The organism is Stenotrophomonas sp. YJH_SMC_64 (assembly GCF_059371375.1).
The window spans coordinates 200,617-222,336 of record NZ_JCAFUN010000009.1 but is presented as its reverse complement, the minus strand read 5'-3'; the positions used below and the strand labels follow the sequence as shown (position 1 = coordinate 222,336).

Below are 21,720 nucleotides of genomic sequence, written 5' to 3'. Positions count from 1 at the left end.
GACTATGGACGGTCAAACGGGCATTTTTATGGTGGTTCATCCGGGCTCTTTGGGGTCTGGAGAGGTGTGGTAACCACCATTTTCCAAAGATGTCCCGGATGAACAACGTACAGAGAGATCACAGTTAGTCGACTGCTCTTCAATCAGACAACGAAAACCCCGCGCTTCGCGCGCTGGTCGACTGACAGTCGACGCTACCCCTCGCGCGTCTGCCCAGCCTGCGCGGCGTTCGCGGCCAGCCACGCCCTCGGCGATGCTCCCAGCCGCTTGCGGAACGCCTTCGACAGGGAGGCGGTATCGGCAAACCCCAGCTCGATCGCCACCTGCTTGACCGCCACGCCTGCCCGCAGCTGCGCGCAGGCCAGGCTCAGCCGCCAGTCCAGCAGATAAGCGGCCGGCGTCGCCTGCATCACCTCCTTGAACACCGCCGCGAACGCGCTGCGTGACATGCCGGCAGTCGCAGCCATGCGCGGCAGCGTCCAATCGTCTTGCGGCGCCTGGTGCATCGCCACCAGCGTACGGGCCAGCCGCGCATCGGACAGCCCGCGCATCAGCCCATGGCTGACGCCCGCCGCATCCGGGTGGTCCACCACCCAGCGCAGGATCTGGATCAGCGCCACCTCAAACAGGCGGTTGGTCAGCAGCCGTGAACCGCAGCGCTGGCGATCGGCCTCGGCGAACAGCAGGTGCAGGGTGTCATCCAGTTCGCCGATCGCCGCCAGCGGCACCACCATCACCGGTGGCAGCGACTGCACGATCGGATTGCGCGCGCCGCCATCGAAGTCCAGCGTGGCGCAGATGAAATCCGGGCCATCCAGCGGTGCATTGAAGAACACATGGTGCAGCGGCTGCGGATACAGCAGCAGGCTGGGTGTGTCGATCTTCAACCGGGGCAGCGCGATATCGCCCCCGGGATGGCGGACCTCCATTTCACCCTGGCGCAGGATGTGCAGGAAGGCACGACCAGGCTGCGGCTCGAAGACGTGGCGTCCGCACAGCGGACCACTGTGGAACAGCGCGGCCTGCACCCGGAAGCGTTCCAACAGGGAGGAGAGGCGGTCGGGTGCGGAAGCGTCGGCGGACACGTTCATGGATGAATGGACAACATGTGTGGTTTATTGCGCCTGATTCGTCCGGGGAGTCTACCTAGGATGAGCGGGTCGTCCAATTCCGGGCGCTTTCCCAAGGAGATCCACCATGTCCCGTGTCCCCCTGATCGATGCCGCCAAAACCACCGCCGACCGTCAGGCCCTGCTGGGCCAGGTCCACGCCGCCTTCGGCGCCACCCCGGCCATGTTCCGCGCCGTGGCCAATTCGCCGGCCGCGCTGCAGAGCATGTGGGGTTCGTTCGGCGCGCTGGGCGGCGGTCGCCTGTCGCCGCTGCTGGGCGAGCAGATCGCCGTGGCCATTGCCAACCGCAATGCCTGCGAGTACTGCCTGGCCGCGCACACCGCGCTGGGCCGCAAGGCCGGCGCCAGCGGCGAGCAGATGGCCGCTGCGCAGATCGGCCAGTCCAACGACCCGGCTACCGCCGCTGCACTGGACTTCGTGCTGAAGGTGGTCGAGCAGCGTGCGCAGATTGCCGATGGCGATGTGCAGGCGCTGCGTGCGGCCGGCTTCGATGATGAGCAGATCGTTGAGATCCTCGCCCACGTCGCGCTCAACCTGTTCACCAACTACGTCAACGTAGCATTTGACGTCCCGGTGGACTTCCCGAAGGTCGCGCTGCGCTGAGACCTGGCCTGGCCCGGGTGGCAGCGGTCGCCCGGGCCGGTCTGAATGGAGCCGACCGGGTAGAATCGACTGTCAGTCGACTATCGCGCGCAGCGCGGGGTTTTCGGGGGTCTGAACGAAGATCAGTCGACTGACAGTCGACTCTACAACGCAGCATTCGACGCCCCGGTGGACTTCCCGAAGGTCGCGCTGCGCTGAGATCTGGCCTGGCCCGGGTGGCAGCGGGCCGCGCGGGCAGGTCTGAATGGAGCCGACCGGGTAGAGTCGACTGTCAGTCGACTATCGCGCGCAGCGCGGGGTTTTCGGGGAGGCTGAACGAAGAGCAGTCGACTGACAGTCGACTCTACAACGCAGCGTTTGACGTCCCGGTGGACTTCCCGAAGGTCGCGCTGCGCTGAGACCTGGCCCGGCCCGGGTGGCAGTGGTCGCCCGGGCCGGTCTGAATGGAGCCGACGGGGTAGAGTCGACTGTCAGTCGACTATCGCGCGCAGCGCGGGGTTTTCGGAGGTCTGAACGAAGAGCAGTCGACTGACAGTCGACTCTACAACGCAGCGTTACGTGCCGGTGGACTTCCCGAAGGTCGCGCTGCGCTGAGATTCGGTTCGGCCCGGGTGGCAGCGGGCCGCCCGGGCCGGTCTGAATGGAGCCGACCGGGTAGAGTCGACTGTCAGTCGACTATCGCGCGCAGCGCGGGGTTTTCGGGGGGCTGAACGAAGAGCAGTCGACTGACAGTCGACTCTACCCAGTCGATGCTACTTGTCGTTTGCCTGCAGCCGCTCGGGATGGGTATACACATTGAACCCGCTCTCCCGTGCGAACCCGACCAGGCACAGGCCGGCGCTGCGGGCCAGGTCGATCGCCAGCGCGGTCGGCGCCGAAACCGCCGCCAGCACGCTGGCGCCGGCGCGCACCGCCTTGCTGACCATTTCGTAGCTGGCCCGGCTGGAAATCACCAGCAGACCACCCTCGATCGTGTGTTCATTGTGATGCAGGGCGCCGATCAGCTTGTCCAGTGCGTTGTGGCGACCCACGTCCTCGCGTACCCAACCGATGCGCCCACTGGCGTCGGCCCAGGCCGCGGCGTGGACCGAACCGCTTGCCGCATTCATCGGCTGGTGCTGCGCCAAGGTCGCCACCGCCCGCTGCAGGGCGGTGGCGGAATAGCTGCGGCGTTCGCGGATCTGCGGCAGCGGTCGCAGCACTTCTTCCAGCTGGCGCGTGCCGCACAGGCCGCAGCCACCACGGCCGGGCAGCAGGCGCCCATTGGCGGGGTCCAGGCCGGCACCGGGTGCCTCCTCGGCCACGGTCATCTGCAGTTCGATGCCTTCCAGCTGTGGGCGGATGTCGATCGACAGCAGCTGCGAGGGCGTAGCAATCAGTCCCTCGCTGAGCGAGAACCCAAGCGCAAAGTCCTCCAGGTCGCAGGGCGTGGCCATCATCACCGCGAAGGCGGCTTCGTTGTAACGCAGCGCCACCGGCACTTCCTCGGCCACCACGTCGACCAGGGGCTGTCGCCCCTCGCTGCGCCAGCGCTGCAACGGGCGCTGGGCCGTGCCGGCAGGCGGGGTGTGCGGTGGGGTCGAATCAGGCATGCAGCGCGTCCGGACAAGGGAGATACGCAGGTGGTGGACCACCCACGCCATCGAGAATAGCGCAGTGGCCATGCGCTGACGCAGGTGTAACCGTTGTCATGGCAGGCTGCGCTGAAAACAGCGCGCACCCACTGGCGAAGCCGTGCAGGCCGTGTTTGACTGTGGGGCTGGCTGTGCGTCCGAAAGCGCCGCCGGACCGCGTTGTGCCCATTGTTGCTGCGTTCCTCCCGTCAGGTTCCCGAACATGTCCGAGCAGAAGCCGCCGCGTTACAAGCCCTACAACCAGCCCGCCGGTGGCTGGGGTGCCGCCGGAGCCACCGCCAAGGTGCTGCTGCAGCAGAGTGTGATCGGCAAGGGGTCGAAGGCGTTGCTGGCGATGAACCAGCCCGGTGGCTTCAAGTGCCCCAGCTGCGCGTTCCCCGATGCCGACGAACGCAAGAAGCTGGAGTTCTGCGAGAACGGCGCGAAGGCACTGGCCTGGGAAGCCACCCAGTTCCGTGCCGGTCGTGAGCTGTTCGCCCGGCATACCGTTACCGAGCTGATGGCGCAGACCGACTACTGGCTGGAGATGCAGGGCCGGTTGACCGAGCCGATGCGCTACGACGCGGCCACCGATCACTACGTGCCGTGCAGCTGGGACGACGCCTTTGCACTGATCGGCCGCCACCTGCAGGCGCTGGACAGCCCGCACCAGGCCGAGTTCTATACCTCCGGACGCACGCCCAACGAAGCGGCGTTCCTGTATTCGATCTTCGTGCGCGAGTTCGGCACCAATAATTTTCCGGACTGCTCGAACATGTGCCACGAGCCGACCAGCCGCGGCCTGCCGCCGGCCATCGGGGTAGGCAAGGGCACCATCGTGCTGCAGGATTTCGAGCACGCCGAGGCGATCTTCGTGATCGGCCAGAACACCGGCACCAATTCACCGCGGATGATGAGCAACCTGGTCGAGGCGCGCAAACGCGGCATTCCGATCGTGGCGGTCAACCCGATGCCCGAGCGCGCGCTGATCCGCTTCGCCGAGCCGCAGGACATGGTGCAGATGGCCACGTTCGGTTCGACCGAGATCACCAGCGAGTTCGTGCACATCCGCATCGGCGGCGACCTGGCCCTGATCAAGGGCATGATGAAGGTGATGTTCGAGCGCGAGGCGCAGGGTGAGCGTGTGCTCGACCATGCATTCCTCGCCGAACACACGGTGGGCCTGGAGGCGCTGCGCGAAGACGTGATGGCGCAGGACTGGGACGAGATCGTGCAGGTGTCCGGCATTTCGCAGGCGCAGATCCGTCGCTGTGCGGAGATCTACATCCGCTCCAATGCCACCGTGATCTGCTACGGCATGGGGCTGACCCAGCACCAGTACGGCTCGCGCCTGCTGCAGCAGGTCGCCAACCTGCTGTTGCTGCGTGGCAACTTCGGCAAGCCCGGTGCTGGCATCGGGCCGATCCGGGGCCATTCCAATGTGCAGGGCGACCGCACCGTCGGCATCGACGAGAAGCCCAAGCCGGCCTATCTGGACCGCGTGCAGCAGGTGTTCGGTTTCGACCCGCCGCGCGAGCATGGGCACCATGTGGTCGAATCCATCGAGGCGATGCTGGACGGCAGCGCCAAAGTGTTCGTCGGCCTGGGTGGCAACTTCATCCATGCGGTGCCCGATACGCCGCGCGCGTACGAGGCAATGCGTGGCCTGGACCTGACCGTGGGGATCGCCACCAAGCTCAACCGTGGGCACCTGGTTCATGGCCGCGATGCGCTGATCCTGCCGGTGGTGGCGCGCTCGGAGCGCATCGTTACACCGGCCGGTGAGCAGTTCGTCACCATCGAGGACGCGATGTCCAATGTGACCGCCTCGCGCGGCGTGCTCGAACCGGTCAGCGCCGATGTGTTGCCCGAGGTCGAAATCGTCTGCCGCATGGCGCTGGCCACACTGCCCGACAGCAGGGTTGACTGGGCCGGCTGCATGCACGACTACGCACCCATCCGCGAGCTGATTGCTGCGGTGTATCCGGAGATCTACACCGGCTTCAACGAGCGCATCCGGCAGCCACACGGTTTCCATCTGGACATTCCGCCGCGCCGCCGGGTGTGGCCCACGCCGAATGGCAAGGCCAACATCCTGGTGATGCCCGGCCTGGACGTGGACGACCCCGTACATGACCCGGACATGCTGCGGTTGGCCACGGTGCGCTCGCACGATCAGTACAACACCACCATCTACAGCTACAACGACCGCTACCGCGGCGTGTACAACGATCGCATGGTGCTGTTCATGAACATCGAGGACCGGCTGGCGCGCGGGCTGGACAAGGAGGCGCGGGTCAGCCTGGAGACGATCAGCGGTGATGGCGTGCAGCGGCGCATCGAGGGCCTGACCGTACTGGACTACCCGATGCCGCGCGGCGCGCTGGCCGGCTACTACCCCGAACTGAACCCGTTGTTGCCGCTGGACTACTACGACCGCCTCAGCGGCACGCCGGCGGCCAAGTCGATCCCGGTGCGGATGCGGGCGATGGCGGCGGTCGCCTAGCAGTGGATGAATCCAGTCCTATGGGCCTTCGGCATGTGGGTTGGGTTCATCCAGAGCAAAGGAACAACGGAAATAGTTGGCCGTATCCCGCCAAGCGCCAACGATCGGTTCCTGGATCTGCGCCAGCAGTTCACGGGCCTTGACGGGATCATTGGCCTGGCAGGCGAAGTACGCGAATGATTGCAGGTTCCATGGCGAGGGATAACGTGACAGCACGTCTTCGAAGCCGCGTTTCATGGTCGGCCAGTTCACTTTCGACGCGGTGAACAAACGGTCCTCGTACTCTCGCTGCGAGGCGACCCAGTAGATACGGGCGTACAGCATGTATTGGTCCTGCGGTGGGGCCGCAGCCATGACCCTGCGTGCATAGGCTTCCAGGCCAGCCGGATCGCCGCCCCACTTCGGAGCGAAATAGCGCACGGCAGCAAAGTAGAGCGGGAAGTAGCCCGGATAGCGCGCGATGCCTTCGTCATGCAATGCGAAGAAGCGGTCTGCATCCCAACTCTGTTCGATCGCCCGGTGTTCCATCGACTCGTACCAGTACGGGTCCGTGCTGGCGATGTCCTTGTATTTCAGCAGGTAGTCAACGGCCTGCTGCTGCAGCGCCTTGAACGGTGCCCAGTCCTCTTCCTTCACCGTATTTGCATAGCCGGGGCCGCGGATGCTCCAGCCTTGGCGGCTGAGCATCTCAGCCATGGCCAGGCGCGCCGACGGCGACCTGGGGTAGCGCGAGATCCACGCCTGCACGAGCTTCTCGCGACCCTGCCAGTAGGCCGGGTCACGGTTGCTCATGCTGAAGGCATAGCCGATGCCTACGTAGTACGCCGAAAGCTTCCAGACACCACTGCTGAAGTAGCGATCCGTATCCCGGTAACGACTGGCGAGTTGCTCCAGTCTGGCGAAATCCTGCTTCTCCAGCAGTTGCTGTGCCTGCCGGGAGACTTCAGCGCGTTCGCTTGCTTCATCTTCGCTTGGTTCTTCGGCGTGGGTGATGGTCGCGGACGACAACAGCAGCACCACAAGCAGTGTTCGCATGAATCCATTCATGAGGGAAACTCCGTGTCGGGGACAGGGGCAGGGGCGTGGCAATGCAGGGTGGCACGATTGCCATCTCGCCATAGCAAGGGGCGTCGCGCAAGTCGACCGCGTGGTTGTCAAGCTGTCAGGGTCGTTGCCAGCCCACTGAGGGCGCCTGCATCGGCTATCATCGGCGGGTGAACCTGCCTGGCCTGCTGCTGCGTTGGATGCTGCTTGTCGCCCTGATGCTGAATGCACCGGCGCTGGCGCTTGCCTCGTCTTCGTACGGCGGATCGGCCAATCAGGATCACTGCGCTGCACCGCACGCGGCCGCGATGGCGGCAGCCGGCTGCTGCGATGATACGGCCCCGGCGGCCTGCCAGAGCGGTGAGTGTGAATGCCCGCCGGCCTGTCTTGGCATGCTGGCCACGTTGAGCGGAACGCCAGCCTCGCCGTGGCGCGAGGCGCCTGTAGCCGCCCGTTCCCAGCAACGCGCATCGCCGCCGATGCCGGACCCGTTGCGTCCCCCCATCGTGTGATTTCCTGCAGGCGCTCAAGCGCCTGCCATGGCTGCTCGACTTTTTCTCGACTCTGCCCGCGCCTTCGATGCGCGGGCGGCGGGCTACGTTGCCCGCCTCTGCAAAGGAATCACTCAATGAACCGTACTCTCTCCCTCGGCCTGCTGCTGGGCACCGTGCTGGCCACGACCGCCTGCGCTCGTGCCGCCGAAGAATCCTCCGCGGCACCGGTCGCCAGCGAAGCACCGGCACCGGCCCAGGCCAGCCCGGCCAAGATCGATCCAGCCTTGCCGGTCGCCATCGTGCACAAGACCGCCAGCTGCGGTTGCTGCGGCATCTGGGTCGACCACCTGAAGGCCGCCGGCTTCCAGGTCGATGTGCGCGACGCCGACGACATGAACCCGATCAAGGTCCGCCTGGGTGTGCCGGTCGGCAAGGCGTCCTGCCATACCGCCGAGATCGGCGGTTACGTGGTCGAGGGTCACATCCCGGCCGAGGACATCAAGCGCCTGCTGGCCGAACGCCCGGCCGCGCGCGGGCTGGTGCTGCCCGGGATGCCGGCCGGTTCGCCGGGCATGGAAATGCCGGACGGCTACGTGCAGCCGTACACCGTCGAGCTGGTGCGCAACGATGGCATCACCGAACCGTTTGCCCAGCACCGGCAAGGTGGCTGACAGCCAGTGGTGGTGCCGGTCGGTCTGACCGGCACCTTTCCTCGCGGCCGACTTGCTCTTTGCAGAGTCGAGCCGTGCTCGACTGCTCTGCGGCTCCGTCGAGCAAGCTCGACGCTTCGGAATCAGCGGGTCCCGGCCGTTTCCCTGGCCAACTGCGCGTCGAACTTCTTCTCGGCCGCATCCGCGTAGGCGTTGCAGGTCAGTGCCTCGGCGCTGGCCTTGCTGCCGGCGGCATAGTTCCAGTTGCTGGCGCCCGGATGCGGGGTGAGCAGCAGATCGCAGGGCAGCGCCCGTACCGTTGCGAAGCTGCGCTTGTAGTCCTCGATCAAGCGCGGATAACGGGGATTGCCCTTCAGCTGGTAACCCGGTGCACTCAGGCTGTCGGCGTAGGCGATGCGCACCGGCTTCCCATCGCGGGTGTCGGTCCAAGTCCAGGCGGTGCTGCCCGGGGTGTGCCCCGGCATGAAGTGCGCGGTGAATGCGATGCCGCCCACCGTGACCACTTCGCCATCCATGATGATGCGGTCGGCGCTGGCCGGCGGATAGGTGATGCCGTCGCCAAAGTGCAGGTCGTTGCTGCCGCCGCGCGCCAGCAGCACCGCCGTTTCTGCATTGGCCGCCACATGCGCGCCGGTGCGACGCTTGAGCTCGGCGACCGGGCCGGCGTGGTCGGCATGCGCATGGCTGAGCAGGATCAATCGCAGGTCCTGCGGGGCCACGCCGCGCAGCTTCATGTTGTCCAGCAGGTGACCGGCCATCTGTGGCATGCCGCCATCCAGCAGTACTGCGCCCTCGGCGGTCTGCACCAGCAGCGCGGTCAGGTCCTCGGTGCCGATCTGCCAGGTGTGGTCGGCAACCTGCAGCGGCGCCATCGGCTGCAGCCAGGACGCATCCACGGTATAGGCCCGCAGTTGTGGCAGCGGTGCCTCGGCGGCGCTGGCGTGGACGGCCGGAAGAGCGACGGCCAGGGCGAAGGCGAGCAGGGTAAAACGCATGATCCACGTCCGCTTGAAGGAGGCCCAGAAACTAGCATGGGCCTCCTTCATCGCGTCTCGCATAGATTTCATGGCTCCCATAAGGACGCCATGGATCAGTACCGGTACTGCCATCCCAGCGTCAGCACCCGGCCGCGGCCGGAGAAATAGCTCGGGTTCGACGGCGTGGTCTGCGAGTAGTAGCTGATGTACTGCCTGTCCGCCAGGTTCTGCACGCCCAGCGTGAAGGCATGCTTGTCCAGCGTATAGCGCGCGACCAGATCCACGGTGGTGTAACCCTTGAACTCGGCCACCCGCGCGCCACGCAGGTCGAAGTCGCGGTCGAAGGCGTGACTGGCCTGCAGGCGGGTGCTCAGCTGCGGCGTCCAGCTCTGTTCCCAGAACGCAGTCAGCCGGTTCGGCGCGATGTTCACACCAGCCAGGTCGCTGTCGAGGCGACCGTCGACGTCGGCGTCGTAGCGGCCGTTGGCGCGTGCGTAGCCAAGGCCGAGGCGGCTGTCGCCCAGCCGCAGGCGCAGGTTGCTTTCAAAGCCTTCCACGCGGGTGGCCTGGCGCTGTACCGCATAGGCATCGATGCCCGGATCGTAGATCAGTACCGAGCCGAGCCTGGATTCGGAGGTGTAGTAGGCAATGTCACCGCTGAAGCGGCCATCGTCGTACTCCAGGCCGATCTCGCGGTTGTCCGACACCACCGGTGACAGGTCGATGAGGCTGTCCACGCGCTGGCCGTCGCGGTTGATCGCGCGCAGCACGCGGCCGACGTCGGCCACGGTGTAGCCTTCCGAGTACGAGGCGTAGGCGTTGAGGCGATCGTTGATGTACCAGACCGCGCCGAAGTTGGGCAGGGTCTCGCTCATGGTCGGCTTGCCGCCGGCCACCTTGCGTGCGCCGTAGCGGGGCAGGGTGGTGTAGTCACCCACTTCCAGCTCGCCCTTTTCGTAACGCAGGCCGCCGGACAGCATCAGGTGATCGGTCGGCCACCAGTGCAGCTGCAGCAGCGGTGACAGGCTCTGGTAGGTGGTCTGCGGCACCCAGTTCATGCCACTGGCCAGCAGCACCTGGTGGGTGCGGTCGCGCAGGCCGTCCAGGCCCAGGGTCACGTCCAGCGAGGTGTCGGCGATGCGGCTCCAGCTCTGGGTCAGCTTGAAGCCGCGCTTGTCCGATTCGTTCTGGGTCTGGTCCCAGGCGGCATTGGCGCCGGTGTTGCCCCAAGGATCCCATTGGCTGGCACCGTAGCGGCCTTCGAAATCGACCGCGAAGGCCTGCGCCTGGAAACGGCCGCCGAGCAGGTCGGCGGCGCTGTAGTCCACCGTCAGCGAACGCGAGCGGTTCATCGGCGGATCGAGCGGCGTATCGCCGGGAACCGAAATGGTCGGGCGACCGGTCCGGTAGTCACCGTTGATGGCCAGGTAGTTGTCCAGCCCGCGCAGTTCATAGCGGTTGGCCATGACCTGCAGGCGGTGGCCGTCGGCAATGTTCCAGCCCAGCTTGGCGAATACGTTCGATGAGGTCGAGTCCATCAGCTCGCCCTGCGCGTTGGTGCCGATCGATCGGCCCTCGCCGTCGTGGTACAGGCCCTGCTTCTCATGGGCCAGGCCGGCGACCAGGTCGAACTGCTCGCCGCGCACGCCCACCAGGGCCGAGCCGCGCTGGCCATTGTCGTCGTGGCGGCTGGGCAGGGCAGCGCTGTAGCTGACATTGGTGTCGAGCAGGAACGCACCCGGCTCACTGGGCGCACTGCGGGTGATGATGTTGACGATGCCGCCGGTACCGCCGATGCCCTGCAGCGCGTTGGCACCGTGGATGACCTCGATGCGTTCGATCATCGCCGGGTCGATGGTGTGCGAATCACGCGAGCCATCGCGCAGCGGCGTGGACTGCGGCACGCCGTCGACCATGTACAGGATGCCGCGGCCGCGCATGGTTTCGCCGTAGTTGGACATCTTCTCGCGCGCCGGGGCAAACGCCGGGATCTGCGACGACAGCACCCGCGACACATCCGAGCCCAATGCCAGCTGCTGGGCGATGTCCTCGCGGGTCAGCACCGTGATGGTATTGGGCATGGCGGTCTCGCCCTGCGGCATGCGCGCGGTCGAGGCCGAGACCGTGACGCGGGCCAGCGACGTCGTCGAGGCGGATGACGGCGCCGATGATGCGGCCCGGGCCGGGATGCGCGGCTTCGCCGGCGCTGGCGCGGCACTCACCACGAACACCCCTGGCGAACGTTCCTGCATCGCCAGGCCTTGGCCTGCCAGCAGCCGCTGCAGGGCCTCACGCGGGGTGTAGCGGCCATCAACAGCCGGGGCGCTGCGGCCGCTCACGCTGTCGGCGGCGAACAACAGCTGGATGCCACTCTGCCGCGCCAACGCAGTGAGCGAGGCCTGCAACGGGCCGGCCGGCAGGTGCAGCTCGACGGGCGCGGATGCAGCGGTCTGCGCCGTGGCGGGCAGGGCCGCACAGAGGCAGGCAGCGAGCAGGGTAGGGGCCAGCCGGCGCAGGGCGGCAGGCGGAACAGGGCGGGTCATGCGGGGGTCCTTCGGAAGGGTTCAAGCACTTGCCGGATGGGACGACGCGCAACCCACCCTCGGTGTGACATTCAATCGCGGGCGCGCAGATGCAGGCTGCCATCGGAAGCGGTGTGCACCTGTACCGGCAGGATCTCGGGCAGCAGCGCGAGTACGGTTTGGGCGCGGTCGGCATCGAAGACGCCTGACACCTGCAGCGGTCCCAGTACCGGGTCGTCCAGCACGATGGGACGGTCGTGATAGCGCTGCAGGATGCGCAGCACCTCGGCCAACGGCATGCGGTCGAACTGCAGCCGTCCACGGGTCCAGTCGGCTCGATCCGGGTCCACCGCTTCCGGCGGAGACAACGATCCTGGCTGGGCCAGCACACGCTGCCCCGGCTTCAGGCGCTGCTCTGCGCCCCCGCCATCCACACGCACGCCCACCTCGCCGCGCCACAGGGTTACCTCGCTGAGGCTACCCTGCCGGTCAACGTCGAACACCGTGCCATAGTTGCGCACATGCACCGCCCCGGCCTCGACCTCGAACGGGCGCCAGGTCGAGTGCTGCACCTGGAAACGGGCCTGGCCCTGCACCAGCACCACCTGCCGCGAGCGGATGTGCCTGCGAACCTGCAGATGGGTACCGGCGTCGAGCAGCAGATGGCTGCCATCGGGCAGGCGGATGCCGCGGCGTTCGCCCACCGCGCTCCGATAGTCGTGCACCTGCCATGCCGGGTCGGCAATGAACACGCCCGTGGCCGTGATCAGCAGCAGCAGCAGGACGATCTTCGACGCACGCCCACCGCGACGACGCTGCAGCGCATCCGCGCTGGGCATGGGGAAGCGTTCCTTCAGGGCATCGCGATGCTGGTCCAGCACCTGGTCGGTGGTTGCGGGTTGGACCGGCGGTTGCGGTGTGGACGGCGGCGGTTGTGGGCTCATCGCAGGCCAGCCGACCGTCGGCAATCGGCCATGGCCAGGCGCAGGTGGCGCTCCACCGCCTTCTGGCCGATACCCATGCGGCGGGCAACCTCAGCCTGTGGCAGTTCGTGGATCTTGTGCAGGATGAAGACCTGCTGGCGGCGGCAGGGCATGCGTTCGATGGTGGCGCCCAGTCGTTGCAGTGCCTGCTGTCCCTGCGCCTGCTGCTCAGGCCCGGGGCGCGGGCAGGCGTCATCGGGCAGCTCGGCACGCGCCTCCACCCAGTGCCGGCGCAGATCCTCGGCGCGGCAGCGATCCACCGCCGTATCGTGCGCGATCCGCCGCAGCAGCGCGATGGGCTGCCGTGCATCGTAGGCGGCCGGGCGTTCCAGCAGACGCACGCAGACATCGTGCACCACCTCACGGGCCAACCCCGGCGAGCGGAAACGGCGGCGCAGATACTCCACCAGTTCCTCGTAATGGCGCACCAGCGAGGAGACCAGCGGCAGCGCGGGAGGGGGTAGGGAGGGCAGCTGGGACATCCGGACCGGAAGCAAGGGCAAGGGGCGCGCGCGGGGGAGGGCATCCCTGCGCGATGACGCAATACTAATGGGAACCGTTCGCGTTTGCCATGTGGGGCGCGGGTCGGGGATTGTTCGTCGGAACTGGAAGGTGAAACCACGATCATCGTCTGGAGCGCAGAATCGGCCGCGGCTAGCCTGCAAGCAGGCTCAAGGAGATGGACCATGCACGTGCTTCTGGTGATGGTGGGTGTGGTGTTGTTGTTGGGGGTATTCCTGCTCTTCGGGCGGCTGTGGAGCGTAGGCCAGTCACAGCTGCCCACGGCCCTGCTCGCGTTCATCGCCACCTGGCTGCTGGTGACGCTTGCCAACATGTGGGTGGGCGTGAGCAAGGTCGGCTACGCCGTGCGGGAGGAACTGCCGATCCTGCTGCTGGTGTTCGCGGTGCCGGCCCTGCTGGCTGGACTGCTGTACTGGCGCCTGGCGCGCTGAAGGACGGCCATGAGCACACGACTGAGACTGCCTGCCCTGCGCCAGCGCGATGGGCACCACGCCCGCGTGACCTACGAAGAGCTGTTCTTTGATCTGGTCTACGTCTTTGCGGTTACCCAGCTCAGCCACCATCTGCTGCATCACCTGGACCTGGTCGGGGTGATGCAGACGCTGGTGCTGTGGTTCGCGGTCTGGTTGGGCTGGCAGTACGCCTGCTGGGTCAGCAACTGGTTCGATCCCGAGGCGCCACGCATCCGCAGCCTGCTGTTCGTCACCATGTTGCTGGCGCTGCTGATGTCCTCGTCCATTCCCGAGGCCTTCGCTGAACGCGCCTGGGTCTTCGCGGGGGCGTACGCCACCATGCAGGTCGGGCGCACGGCGTTCGTGCTGCTGGAGGTCGGTCGCAGCCATCCGTTGGCGCCCAATTTCCGACGCATGCTGGCGTGGGTGAGCGTGTCGGCCTGCTTCTGGCTGGCGGGCGCCGCCGCCGAGGGCAATCTGCGCCTGGCGTTGTGGGCGGTGGCGGTGGCCTGCGAATACATCTCGCCGATGTTCGGTTTCGCGTTTCCGGGCCTGGGCCGGTCGCACACCCGCGAGTGGACCATCGAAGGCGGGCACCTGGCCGAGCGTTGCCAGCTGTTCGTCATCGTCGCACTCGGCGAGACGCTGCTGGCTACCGGTGGCGTGCTCAGCGAGGTCGAGCAGTGGAGTGCTGCGGTGGTGTCTGCGGTGCTCGCCACCTTCGCCGGCACCATCGCCATGTGGTGGCTGTATTTCGGCATCTCCAGCCGCGACGCCACCGCGGCGATCACCCATTCCGAGGACCCCGGGCGGATGGGCGCCAATTTCCACTACGTGCATGCGCTGCTGATCGCCGGCATCATCGCCACCGCGGTGGGCAACGACCTGGTGATGGATCACCCGGAAGCGGCGGTGACCCCGGTCTACGCCACGGTGCTGGTAGCGGGGCCGTTGATCTATCTGCTGGGCAGCGCCTTGTACAAGCGCATTGTGTACGGGCGCGCCCCGTATTCGCATCTGATCGGTGCCGTGGCGCTGGTCGTGTTGGGCGTGGTCTTGCCGCACACCCATCTGCTGGCCGCTGGCTGGTTGACCAGTGCGGTGCTGCTGGCCGTGGGGTTGATGGATACGCGGTTGAAGCGTCGCCTGAAGCGGGCGTGATCCGCACGCGTCGCTGCCGTGCTTGCGCGGGCGGGCAATGGGAGTAGCGTGGGCAGTGGGTGCTCTGGGAACCGGGAGTGGCGCAGCATGCAGAACGTTCCGCAGTGGCTGGTCTGGGCCGGCCTGTCAGCCTGTTTCGCCGCGCTGACCGCGCTGTTCGCCAAGGTGGGCGTCAAGGGCGTCGACTCGGATCTGGCCATGGCCATCCGCACCCTGGTGGTGGCGGCGGTGATCCTGCCGCTGGTGGTGGTCACCGGCAAGTGGTCCAATCCGTTGCTGCTGCCCGGGCGCACGCAGCTGTTCCTGGTGCTGTCGGCGCTGGCCACGGGTGCGTCGTGGCTGTTCTACTTCCGCGCGCTGCAGAGTGGTGAGCTGGCCAAGGTGGCAGTGGTCGACAAATTCAGCGTGGGGCTGGTGATCGTGCTCGCCTATCTGTTGCTGGGTGAACGTCCGACCCTGCGGGAATGGAGCGGCATCGGCCTGGTGCTGGCCGGGGTGATCGTACTGGCGACGAAGAAGTAGCAGCGTTCAAACCCATCGACGAGGGAGAGCAGGATGCAGGGCGAAGCGCGCGGTACCTTTGAAGTGAACCTGCTGCCGATCAGTGGCAACGACGGCCCGATCGGGGTGATGTCGATCGACAAGGTCTTCCATGGTGACCTGCAGGGCAGCAGTGTCGGCCAGATGCTGGCCTTCCGCAGCCCGGTGCAGGGCTCGGCCGGCTACGTGGCGATGGAGCGGGTGACGGCCACGCTGGCCGGGCGCCACGGTGGGTTCACCCTGCAGCACAACGGCTTGATGACCCGTGGCACGCCGCAGCTGAGCGTGGTGGTGGTACCCGATTCCGGCAGCGACGGGCTGCTCGGCCTGGCCGGCACGCTGGAGATCACCATCAGCGAGGGCCGCCATGACTACCGGTTGCTCTACAGCCTTCCGGAAGAACCCTAGCGGAGTTCCGCTGCCATCGTCGCGAGCCGGGCGACGGTGTTGAGGTTGCGCGCCGTGCCCTGTGCCGCGCCGGGAATGCGCAGGCGCGAGTCGGCCATGCCGGCGCCGTAGTGGATGAAGATCTCGCGCGTGCCGAGTGCGAGCTGTTCGTCGCGCCGGCCGGTCACGCCGTCCAGCGGGTCGGCGGGCAGGCTGCCGTCGAGGAACAGGGCGACCACACGGTTGCCGGCCGCCTGCGCAAACGGATTGCGTGCCACCACGCCGGCAATCTCGTTGGCCGAGCGCACCAGCACGCCCACCGGCTTGCCGGCATAGGCCTGGAGCCGCTGGCCGAGGGCCTGGCGCACGCCTGTTTCGTCGAGCGAGCTGCGCAACACCACGTTGCCGCTGGCGATGTACGTGCGGACATCGGCGAAGCCTGCGTCCTCACACATCGCCACCAGTTCGCGCATCGGCAGCTTGCCGGTGCCGCCGACGTTGACCGCGCGCAGCAACGCGACGTACGCGTTCATGCCGTGCCCGTCTGCAGGCGGTCATACATCCGCACCAGATCGACCAGGGTGCGCGCGCCCATCTTGCGCATCACCTGCGCGCGGCGCACCTTCACCGTGATCTCGCTGACGCCGAGGTCGCCGGCGATCTGCTTGTTGAGGCGGCCGCGTACCACGCCGTCAACCACCTCGCGCTCGCCGGCGTTGAGGGTGTCCCAGCGCAGTTGCAGCGCGCCGAGTGCCTCGCCGTCGCGGCGGCGCTGGCGGTCGATCTCGATGCCCTTGTGGATGGCATCGAGCAGCTCCTGGTCACGGAAGGGCTTGGTCAGGAACTCGATGGCACCGTCCTTGATCGCGTTGACGCCCATGGCGATGTCGCCGTGGCCGGTGATGAACACCACCGGCAGCTGCAGGCCGTGGCTGCCCATCGTGCGATGGAATTCGAGGCCGCTCTGGCCGGGCATGCGCACGTCCAGCACCAGGCACGCCGGCGCGTCCTCCAGGTCGTGTTCGAGGAAGGCCTGGGTGGAGGCGAAGGCCCGCACCTGCAGGCCCATCGAGGCCAGCAGATCTTCCAGTGCGGCGCGCACCGACGGGTCGTCGTCGATCACGTAGACGATCGGCGCTGGATCGATGGCTGGGGCAGCGGGCTTACGCATGTTGAACGTCCAAGGCGATGGGCAGGTCGAACACGAAGCAGGCACCGCCGCCTGCTGGTCGTTCGGCGCGGATCTGGCCGTCGTTGGCCTCGATCATCGAACGGCTCAGGCTGAGGCCCAGGCCGAGCCCATGTGATTTGGTGGTCCAGAATGCATCGAATACTCGCTCGGGATGATCGGCGGGCAGGCCGACACCACGGTCGCGCACGCTGAGACTGACCCGCTGACCGTCACGCCGGGTCAGCAGCGACAGTCGCCGGTCCGCAGCAGGGACTGGCTCCATCGCGTCCACCGCATTGAGGATCAGGTTGCCGATCACCTGCTGCACCTGCACGCGGTCGGCGTGTACCGGCGGCAGATCGGCGTCCAGCAGCAGCGCCACGGCCACGCCATGCTGGTCCAGCTCGCTGCGCGACAGCGCCAGCATTTCCTCCACCGCCTGGTTCAGGTCGAAGGCGCGTCGTTCCGGTGCCGCGCCCTGGGTCAGGCCGCGGATGCGGGCGATCACGTCACCGGCGCGGTGCGCGTCTGCCAGGATGCGGGCTACGGTCTGCCGGGCCTTGTCCACGTTCGGTGGGTCCTGTGCCAGCCAGCGCTGGCAGGCTTCGGCGCTGCTGGCGATGGCGGCCAGTGGCTGGTTGACTTCATGGGCGATGGAGGTGGTGAGCTCGCCCACGGTGGAGGCGCGTGCCACCCGCAGCAGGCGGCCCTGCGCTTCCTGCACGGCGGCCTTGGCCGCTTCCATGTTCAGAGCGAGATAGGTGGTGATGCCGATCACCAGCATGCCGATCACCGAATTGACCAGGCCGATGCGGTAGGTGCCGAAGCGGGTCAGGAAGAAGCTCAGCCCGGTGAGTGCGATGCAGGCGACGGCCAGGGTGATGAGCCCGCGCGCACCCAGCACGCGCGACGCCGCGAGGATGACCGCTGCGTAGAAGCAGGCAGCGGCAACCGCGTAATCGGTGACGGTGTCGATCAGGAAGATCGCCGCCATCACGACGATCAGGGCCAGCAGCACCAGCGGGCGGCGGGGCGACAGCGATGGCATCGGGGAAGCTCCCTGGCGTGGGGGAAAAGGATAGCAAAGCCGGCATTGGTGGATGCCGACCTGGGCCGGCGTGCTCTCGTGCGGTGGGTGCCGACCGTTGGTCGGCACAAACCAGAGCGATGCCTGGTAGTGCCGGCCGCTGGCCGGCAACTGCACGGTGCTTCGGAGATCACGAGGTTGCCGGCCAGCGGCCGGACTACCGCAGGGATGGACACGGTCTCTGAAGGTTCTGTGCCGACCAACGGTCGGCACCCACCAAAGCGATGCACGGTGCGTCCGGGGATCATGGGGTTGCCGGCCAGCGGCCGGCACTACTCCTCCAGGCTGGCGTTCCAGAACCCCTGCAGCACGCCGGGCGTGGTCGCCAGCGTCGCCAGTACCGCATCCAGTTCGCCGGCATCCACCGTGGTGGCATACAGCACCGCTTCGATCTCCACGTCGCGCTCGCCGAACGGGCGCTGGTCCACCGCGCGCACCGGGTAATGCGCCTGCTCAAGCAGCAGCAACAGCTGGTCCAGCACCTCGGCCTGCTGCTCGCGCTGGCAGACCACGCTGATCGCATAGGTCGCCTCGCTGAACGCTTCCGGCAGCGGCTGCCGCTGGATGCGGTTCACCACCGGCCGCAGCAGGGTATTGGCGGCCAGCACGAACACCGCTGCCAACACCGCCTCCGGCAGCAGCTTGATGCCGGCACAGGCGCCCACCGCCGCCGATCCCCACAGGGTGGCGGCGGTGTTCAGGCCGGACACCTGGGCGCCGTCCTTCATGATCGCGCCAGCACCGAGAAAGCCGACGCCGGAGATCACATACGCAACCACATGCAGCGGTGACGGCGGGCCGCCGTACAGGTCATGGAAGCGCACCGCCAGATCGACGAACACCGCCGCTCCCACCGCCACCAGCGTGTTGGTGCGCAGGCCGGCGGTGCGTTGGCGCAGCTGCCGTTCCAGGCCGATGGCCGTACCCAGCACGAACGCCACCGACAGGCTGATCAACGAACTCAGGGTTGCGCCGGCGTTGAACGCCGGCAGGTTCGGATTGATGTCCATTGTGTTTCTTCCTGGACAAAGCGGCGGGCGCTTACTGCCAGCCGTAACGACGGATGTAGAACCGCTTCAGCGCGGTGGTCAGCACCGCATAGCCGAACAGGATCGCCACCAGGAACGGCCAGTAGCCGGCCGGCAGCGCCTGCAGCTTGAAGTAGCCGGCCAGCGGGCTCATCGGCAGGGCCACGCCGATGGCCATGATCAGGCCGGTCATCAGCAGCAGTGGCGGCGCGGCGATGCTCTGCAGGAACGGCACCTTCGGCGTACGGATCATGTGCACAATCAGGGTCTGGGTCAGCAGTCCGACCACGAACCAGCCGGACTGGAACAGGCCTTGGTCGGCCGGCGTGCGTGCATCGAACACGTACCACATCAGCGCGAAACAGGTCAGGTCGAAGATCGAGCTGATCGGCCCGAAGAACACCATGAAGCGGCCGATGTCGGCCGGGTTCCATTTCAGTGGCTTGCGCACCAGCTCCTCGTCTACGTTGTCGAACGGGATGGCGATCTGCGAGATGTCGTACAGCAGATTCTGCACCAGCAGCTGCAGCGGCAGCATCGGCAGGAACGGCAGGAAGGCCGAGGCCACCAGCACCGAGAACACATTGCCGAAGTTGGAGCTGGCGGTCATGCGGATGTACTTCAGCATGTTGTTGAACGTGCGCCGGCCCTGGATGACACCTTCCTCCAGCACCATCAGGTTCTTTTCCAGCAGGATGATGTCGGCGGCCTCCTTGGCGATGTCCACCGCACTGTCCACGCTGATGCCGATATCGGCTGCGCGCAGCGCCGGCGCATCGTTGATGCCGTCACCGAGGAAGCCGACCACCTTGCCCTGCGCGCGCAGCTCGCGCACCAGTCGCTCCTTGTGCAGCGGCGTCAGCCGGGCAAACACGCGATGGTGCTGCAGCGCCCGCGACAGCGCGCCGTCGTCCATGCGCTCGATCTGCGGGCCGGTCAGGATGGTGTCCGCGTCCAGCCCCACCTGTGCGCAGACACGGGCGGTCACCAGTTCGTTGTCGCCAGTGAAGACCTTGACCTCGACACCGTGTGCGGTCAGCGCCTGCAGCGCCTGCGCAGCGGACTCCTTCGGCGGGTCCAGGAAGGCCACGTAGCCGACCAGGGTCAGCCCGCACTCGTCCGCTTGCGAGTAGGCGCTCTGACTGGCCGCGGTCTCCTTCATCGCCACCGCCACCACGCGCAGGCCCTGCTCGTTCAGTTCCTCGGTGGTCTGCCGCACGCGGGCCAGGCGGTGCTCGTCCAGTGGCATGTCCTGGCCGTTCTCGCGAACGGTGCTGCACACCGCCAGCATCTCTTCCACCGCGCCCTTGCAGATCAGCTCATGGTGGTCCTCGCGCTCGGACACCACCACCGACATGCGGCGGCGCTCGAAATCGAACGGGATCTCATCCACCTTGTGGTAGTCCTGCGACAGCCGCAGCGAACTCTGCAGCTCCACGTGCTCCAGCACCGCGCGATCCAGGAGGTTGATCAGCCCGGTCTGGAAGTGGCTGTTGAGGTAAGCGAACTTCAGCACGTCTTCCGAATCGTGGCCGAACACATCGGTGTGACGCTCCAGTGCGATCCTATCCTGGGTGAGGGTGCCGGTCTTGTCGGTGCACAGCACTTCCATGGCGCCGAAGTTCTGGATCGCATCGAGGCGCTTGACGATCACCTTGCGCCGCGACAGCAGCACCGCGCCCTTGGCCAGGGTGGAGGTGACGATCATCGGCAGCATCTCCGGGGTCAGGCCCACCGCCACCGACAATGCGAACAGGAACGCCTCGGTCCAGTCGCCCTTGGTCCAGCCGTTGATCAGCAGCACGAACGGGACCATCACCAGCGCGAAGCGGATCAGCAGCCAGCTGACACTGTTGACGCCGGCCTGGAACGCGGTCGGCGCACGGTCGGTGGCGGTGCTGCGCTGCGCCAGCGTGCCGAAGTAGCTGCGGTTGCCGGTGGCCAGCACAACAGCCGTGGCCGTGCCGGACACCACATTGGTGCCCATGAACAGCAGGTTGTGCTGCTCCAGCAGGCCGGCCAGGCCGTCGCCCGGGTGCGCGAACTTCTCTACCGGCAGCGATTCGCCGGTCATCGCGGCCTGGGCGACGAACAGGTCCTTGGCGGTCAGCACGCGGCAATCGGCCGGAATCATGTCACCGGCCGACAGCACGATGTGGTCACCGGGCACCAGCTCACGGATCGGCAGGTCCAGCAGGCGAGCCGGGCGACGGCTGTGCAGGTGAGCGCCGAAGTACTGGTCGGCCACATCGGCGGCCTCGGTGCCCGGATTGCGGCGCAGCACGCGCGCGGTGTTGCCGACCAGTGCCTTCAGCCGCTCAGCCGCACGGTTCGAACGCCCCTCCTGCACGAAGCGGATCAGCGTGGACAGCAATACCATCGCACCGATCACCACGGTGGCCTTGATGTCCTCGGTCAGCCAGGACACCGCCGCCAGCACGGTCAGCAGCAGGTTGAACGGATTGCGGTAGCACTGCCACAGGTGCCGCCACCACGGCAGCGGCTTTTCGTGATCCACCTCGTTGGGGCCGAGCGTGGCCAGTCGTTCCTCGGCCTCATGCGGGCTGAGGCCATCGGCATGCGACTCCAGTGTGGTCAGCAGTTCGGCTTCCTCCTGCTGGGCGAGGGTAACCAGGCCGGTGGTGAGCGCGAACGGCGCGGCCTCGGCGCTGCCCGGGCCGAAGCCGGATTCGGGCATCGCGCGGCGGCGGAACAGGTTGCCTGCGCGACGGCTGCGCAGGAAGGCATTGAACCAGGCGTTGAGCAGGCTCATGGGACTCTCCTCGAATGTCAGAGCCGGCCGCGGCCGGAACACGAACGGAACGGTT

At 66.9% G+C, this 21,720-nt stretch carries 19 protein-coding genes; 7 read left to right on the top strand and 12 right to left on the bottom strand.

Going from position 1 to position 21,720, the window contains the following annotated elements; all coding sequences use genetic code 11:
- Positions 1–194: 194 nt before the first annotated feature.
- Positions 195–1,091: an AraC family transcriptional regulator gene (locus AC5P9L_RS11940; RefSeq protein ID WP_099527438.1), complete on the bottom strand. Its 897-nt coding sequence runs from the start codon at positions 1,089–1,091 to the stop codon at positions 195–197.
- A gap of 106 nt (positions 1,092–1,197) precedes the next feature.
- Between AC5P9L_RS11940 and AC5P9L_RS11935 the strand changes: the two genes are divergently transcribed.
- Entirely contained in the window at positions 1,198–1,734 is a 537-nt protein-coding gene (locus AC5P9L_RS11935) for a carboxymuconolactone decarboxylase family protein (protein WP_099527439.1), read from the top strand.
- A gap of 752 nt (positions 1,735–2,486) precedes the next feature.
- On the opposite strand, the gene fdhD is transcribed toward AC5P9L_RS11935, so the two are convergent.
- Positions 2,487–3,326, bottom strand: a complete 840-nt coding sequence (fdhD, locus tag AC5P9L_RS11930; RefSeq protein WP_099527440.1) for a formate dehydrogenase accessory sulfurtransferase FdhD — start codon at positions 3,324–3,326, stop codon at positions 2,487–2,489.
- A gap of 244 nt (positions 3,327–3,570) precedes the next feature.
- On the opposite strand from fdhD, the gene AC5P9L_RS11925 reads away from it, so the two are divergent.
- Complete coding sequence (locus tag AC5P9L_RS11925; protein ID WP_227415494.1) at positions 3,571–5,853, top strand: FdhF/YdeP family oxidoreductase; 2,283 nt, start codon at positions 3,571–3,573, stop codon at positions 5,851–5,853.
- Between the two features lie 18 nt (positions 5,854–5,871).
- On the opposite strand, the gene AC5P9L_RS11920 is transcribed toward AC5P9L_RS11925, so the two are convergent.
- Complete coding sequence (locus AC5P9L_RS11920) at positions 5,872–6,888, bottom strand: DUF4034 domain-containing protein (RefSeq protein WP_227415495.1); 1,017 nt, start codon at positions 6,886–6,888, stop codon at positions 5,872–5,874.
- Positions 6,889–7,525: 637 nt separating this feature from the next.
- Here AC5P9L_RS11920 and AC5P9L_RS11915 point away from each other — a divergent pair.
- Positions 7,526–8,062, top strand: coding sequence for a DUF411 domain-containing protein (locus AC5P9L_RS11915; protein WP_227415496.1), 537 nt, complete (start codon positions 7,526–7,528; stop codon positions 8,060–8,062).
- Between the two features lie 122 nt (positions 8,063–8,184).
- On the opposite strand, the gene blaL1 is transcribed toward AC5P9L_RS11915, so the two are convergent.
- The 4 genes from blaL1 to AC5P9L_RS11895 form a co-directional block, all read right to left on the bottom strand.
- Positions 8,185–9,057, bottom strand: a complete 873-nt coding sequence (gene blaL1 / locus AC5P9L_RS11910) for a L1 family subclass B3 metallo-beta-lactamase (RefSeq protein ID WP_043033597.1) — start codon at positions 9,055–9,057, stop codon at positions 8,185–8,187.
- A 95-nt stretch (positions 9,058–9,152) separates the two neighbouring features.
- Positions 9,153–11,582, bottom strand: a complete 2,430-nt coding sequence (locus tag AC5P9L_RS11905) for a TonB-dependent receptor (RefSeq protein ID WP_227415497.1) — start codon at positions 11,580–11,582, stop codon at positions 9,153–9,155.
- A gap of 71 nt (positions 11,583–11,653) precedes the next feature.
- Positions 11,654–12,505 carry a FecR family protein gene (locus AC5P9L_RS11900; RefSeq protein ID WP_227415498.1) on the bottom strand — a complete coding sequence of 284 codons (852 nt, stop codon included), beginning with the start codon at positions 12,503–12,505 and terminating at the stop codon, positions 11,654–11,656.
- Positions 12,502–13,026 (bottom strand): RNA polymerase sigma factor, encoded by a 525-nt coding sequence (locus AC5P9L_RS11895; RefSeq protein ID WP_165710488.1) that lies wholly within the window; start codon positions 13,024–13,026, stop codon positions 12,502–12,504. The genes AC5P9L_RS11900 and AC5P9L_RS11895 overlap by 4 nt, the downstream gene beginning before the upstream one ends.
- Before the next feature lie 204 nt (positions 13,027–13,230).
- On the opposite strand from AC5P9L_RS11895, the gene AC5P9L_RS11890 reads away from it, so the two are divergent.
- From AC5P9L_RS11890 to AC5P9L_RS11875, 4 genes are all read left to right on the top strand, one after another.
- Positions 13,231–13,497 carry a hypothetical protein gene (locus AC5P9L_RS11890; protein WP_227415499.1) on the top strand — a complete coding sequence of 89 codons (267 nt, stop codon included), beginning with the start codon at positions 13,231–13,233 and terminating at the stop codon, positions 13,495–13,497.
- A 9-nt stretch (positions 13,498–13,506) separates the two neighbouring features.
- Positions 13,507–14,679: a low temperature requirement protein A gene (locus AC5P9L_RS11885; protein WP_164172816.1), complete on the top strand. Its 1,173-nt coding sequence runs from the start codon at positions 13,507–13,509 to the stop codon at positions 14,677–14,679.
- An 87-nt stretch (positions 14,680–14,766) separates the two neighbouring features.
- On the top strand, positions 14,767–15,201 hold the full coding sequence (locus AC5P9L_RS11880) for an EamA family transporter (RefSeq protein WP_012480385.1): 435 nt from the start codon (positions 14,767–14,769) through the stop codon (positions 15,199–15,201).
- Between the two features lie 33 nt (positions 15,202–15,234).
- Entirely contained in the window at positions 15,235–15,627 is a 393-nt protein-coding gene (locus AC5P9L_RS11875) for a DUF3224 domain-containing protein (protein WP_005409813.1), read from the top strand.
- Here the strand turns inward: AC5P9L_RS11875 and AC5P9L_RS11870 are convergent.
- From AC5P9L_RS11870 to mgtA, 5 genes are all read right to left on the bottom strand, one after another.
- A complete protein-coding gene (locus AC5P9L_RS11870) occupies positions 15,624–16,139 on the bottom strand; it encodes a DUF1697 domain-containing protein (protein WP_111687320.1) in 516 nt (171 codons plus the stop codon). The genes AC5P9L_RS11875 and AC5P9L_RS11870 overlap by 4 nt on opposite strands.
- Positions 16,136–16,777: a response regulator transcription factor gene (locus tag AC5P9L_RS11865; RefSeq protein ID WP_150359874.1), complete on the bottom strand. Its 642-nt coding sequence runs from the start codon at positions 16,775–16,777 to the stop codon at positions 16,136–16,138. Before AC5P9L_RS11865 ends, AC5P9L_RS11870 begins: the two co-directional genes overlap by 4 nt.
- Entirely contained in the window at positions 16,770–17,825 is a 1,056-nt protein-coding gene (locus tag AC5P9L_RS11860) for a sensor histidine kinase (protein ID WP_227415501.1), read from the bottom strand. The genes AC5P9L_RS11865 and AC5P9L_RS11860 overlap by 8 nt, the downstream gene beginning before the upstream one ends.
- 311 nt (positions 17,826–18,136) lie before the next feature.
- Positions 18,137–18,874: an MgtC/SapB family protein gene (locus tag AC5P9L_RS11855; RefSeq protein ID WP_059034537.1), complete on the bottom strand. Its 738-nt coding sequence runs from the start codon at positions 18,872–18,874 to the stop codon at positions 18,137–18,139.
- A gap of 31 nt (positions 18,875–18,905) precedes the next feature.
- Positions 18,906–21,665 carry a magnesium-translocating P-type ATPase gene (gene mgtA / locus AC5P9L_RS11850; protein WP_062607168.1) on the bottom strand — a complete coding sequence of 920 codons (2,760 nt, stop codon included), beginning with the start codon at positions 21,663–21,665 and terminating at the stop codon, positions 18,906–18,908.
- Positions 21,666–21,720 lie beyond the last annotated feature (55 nt).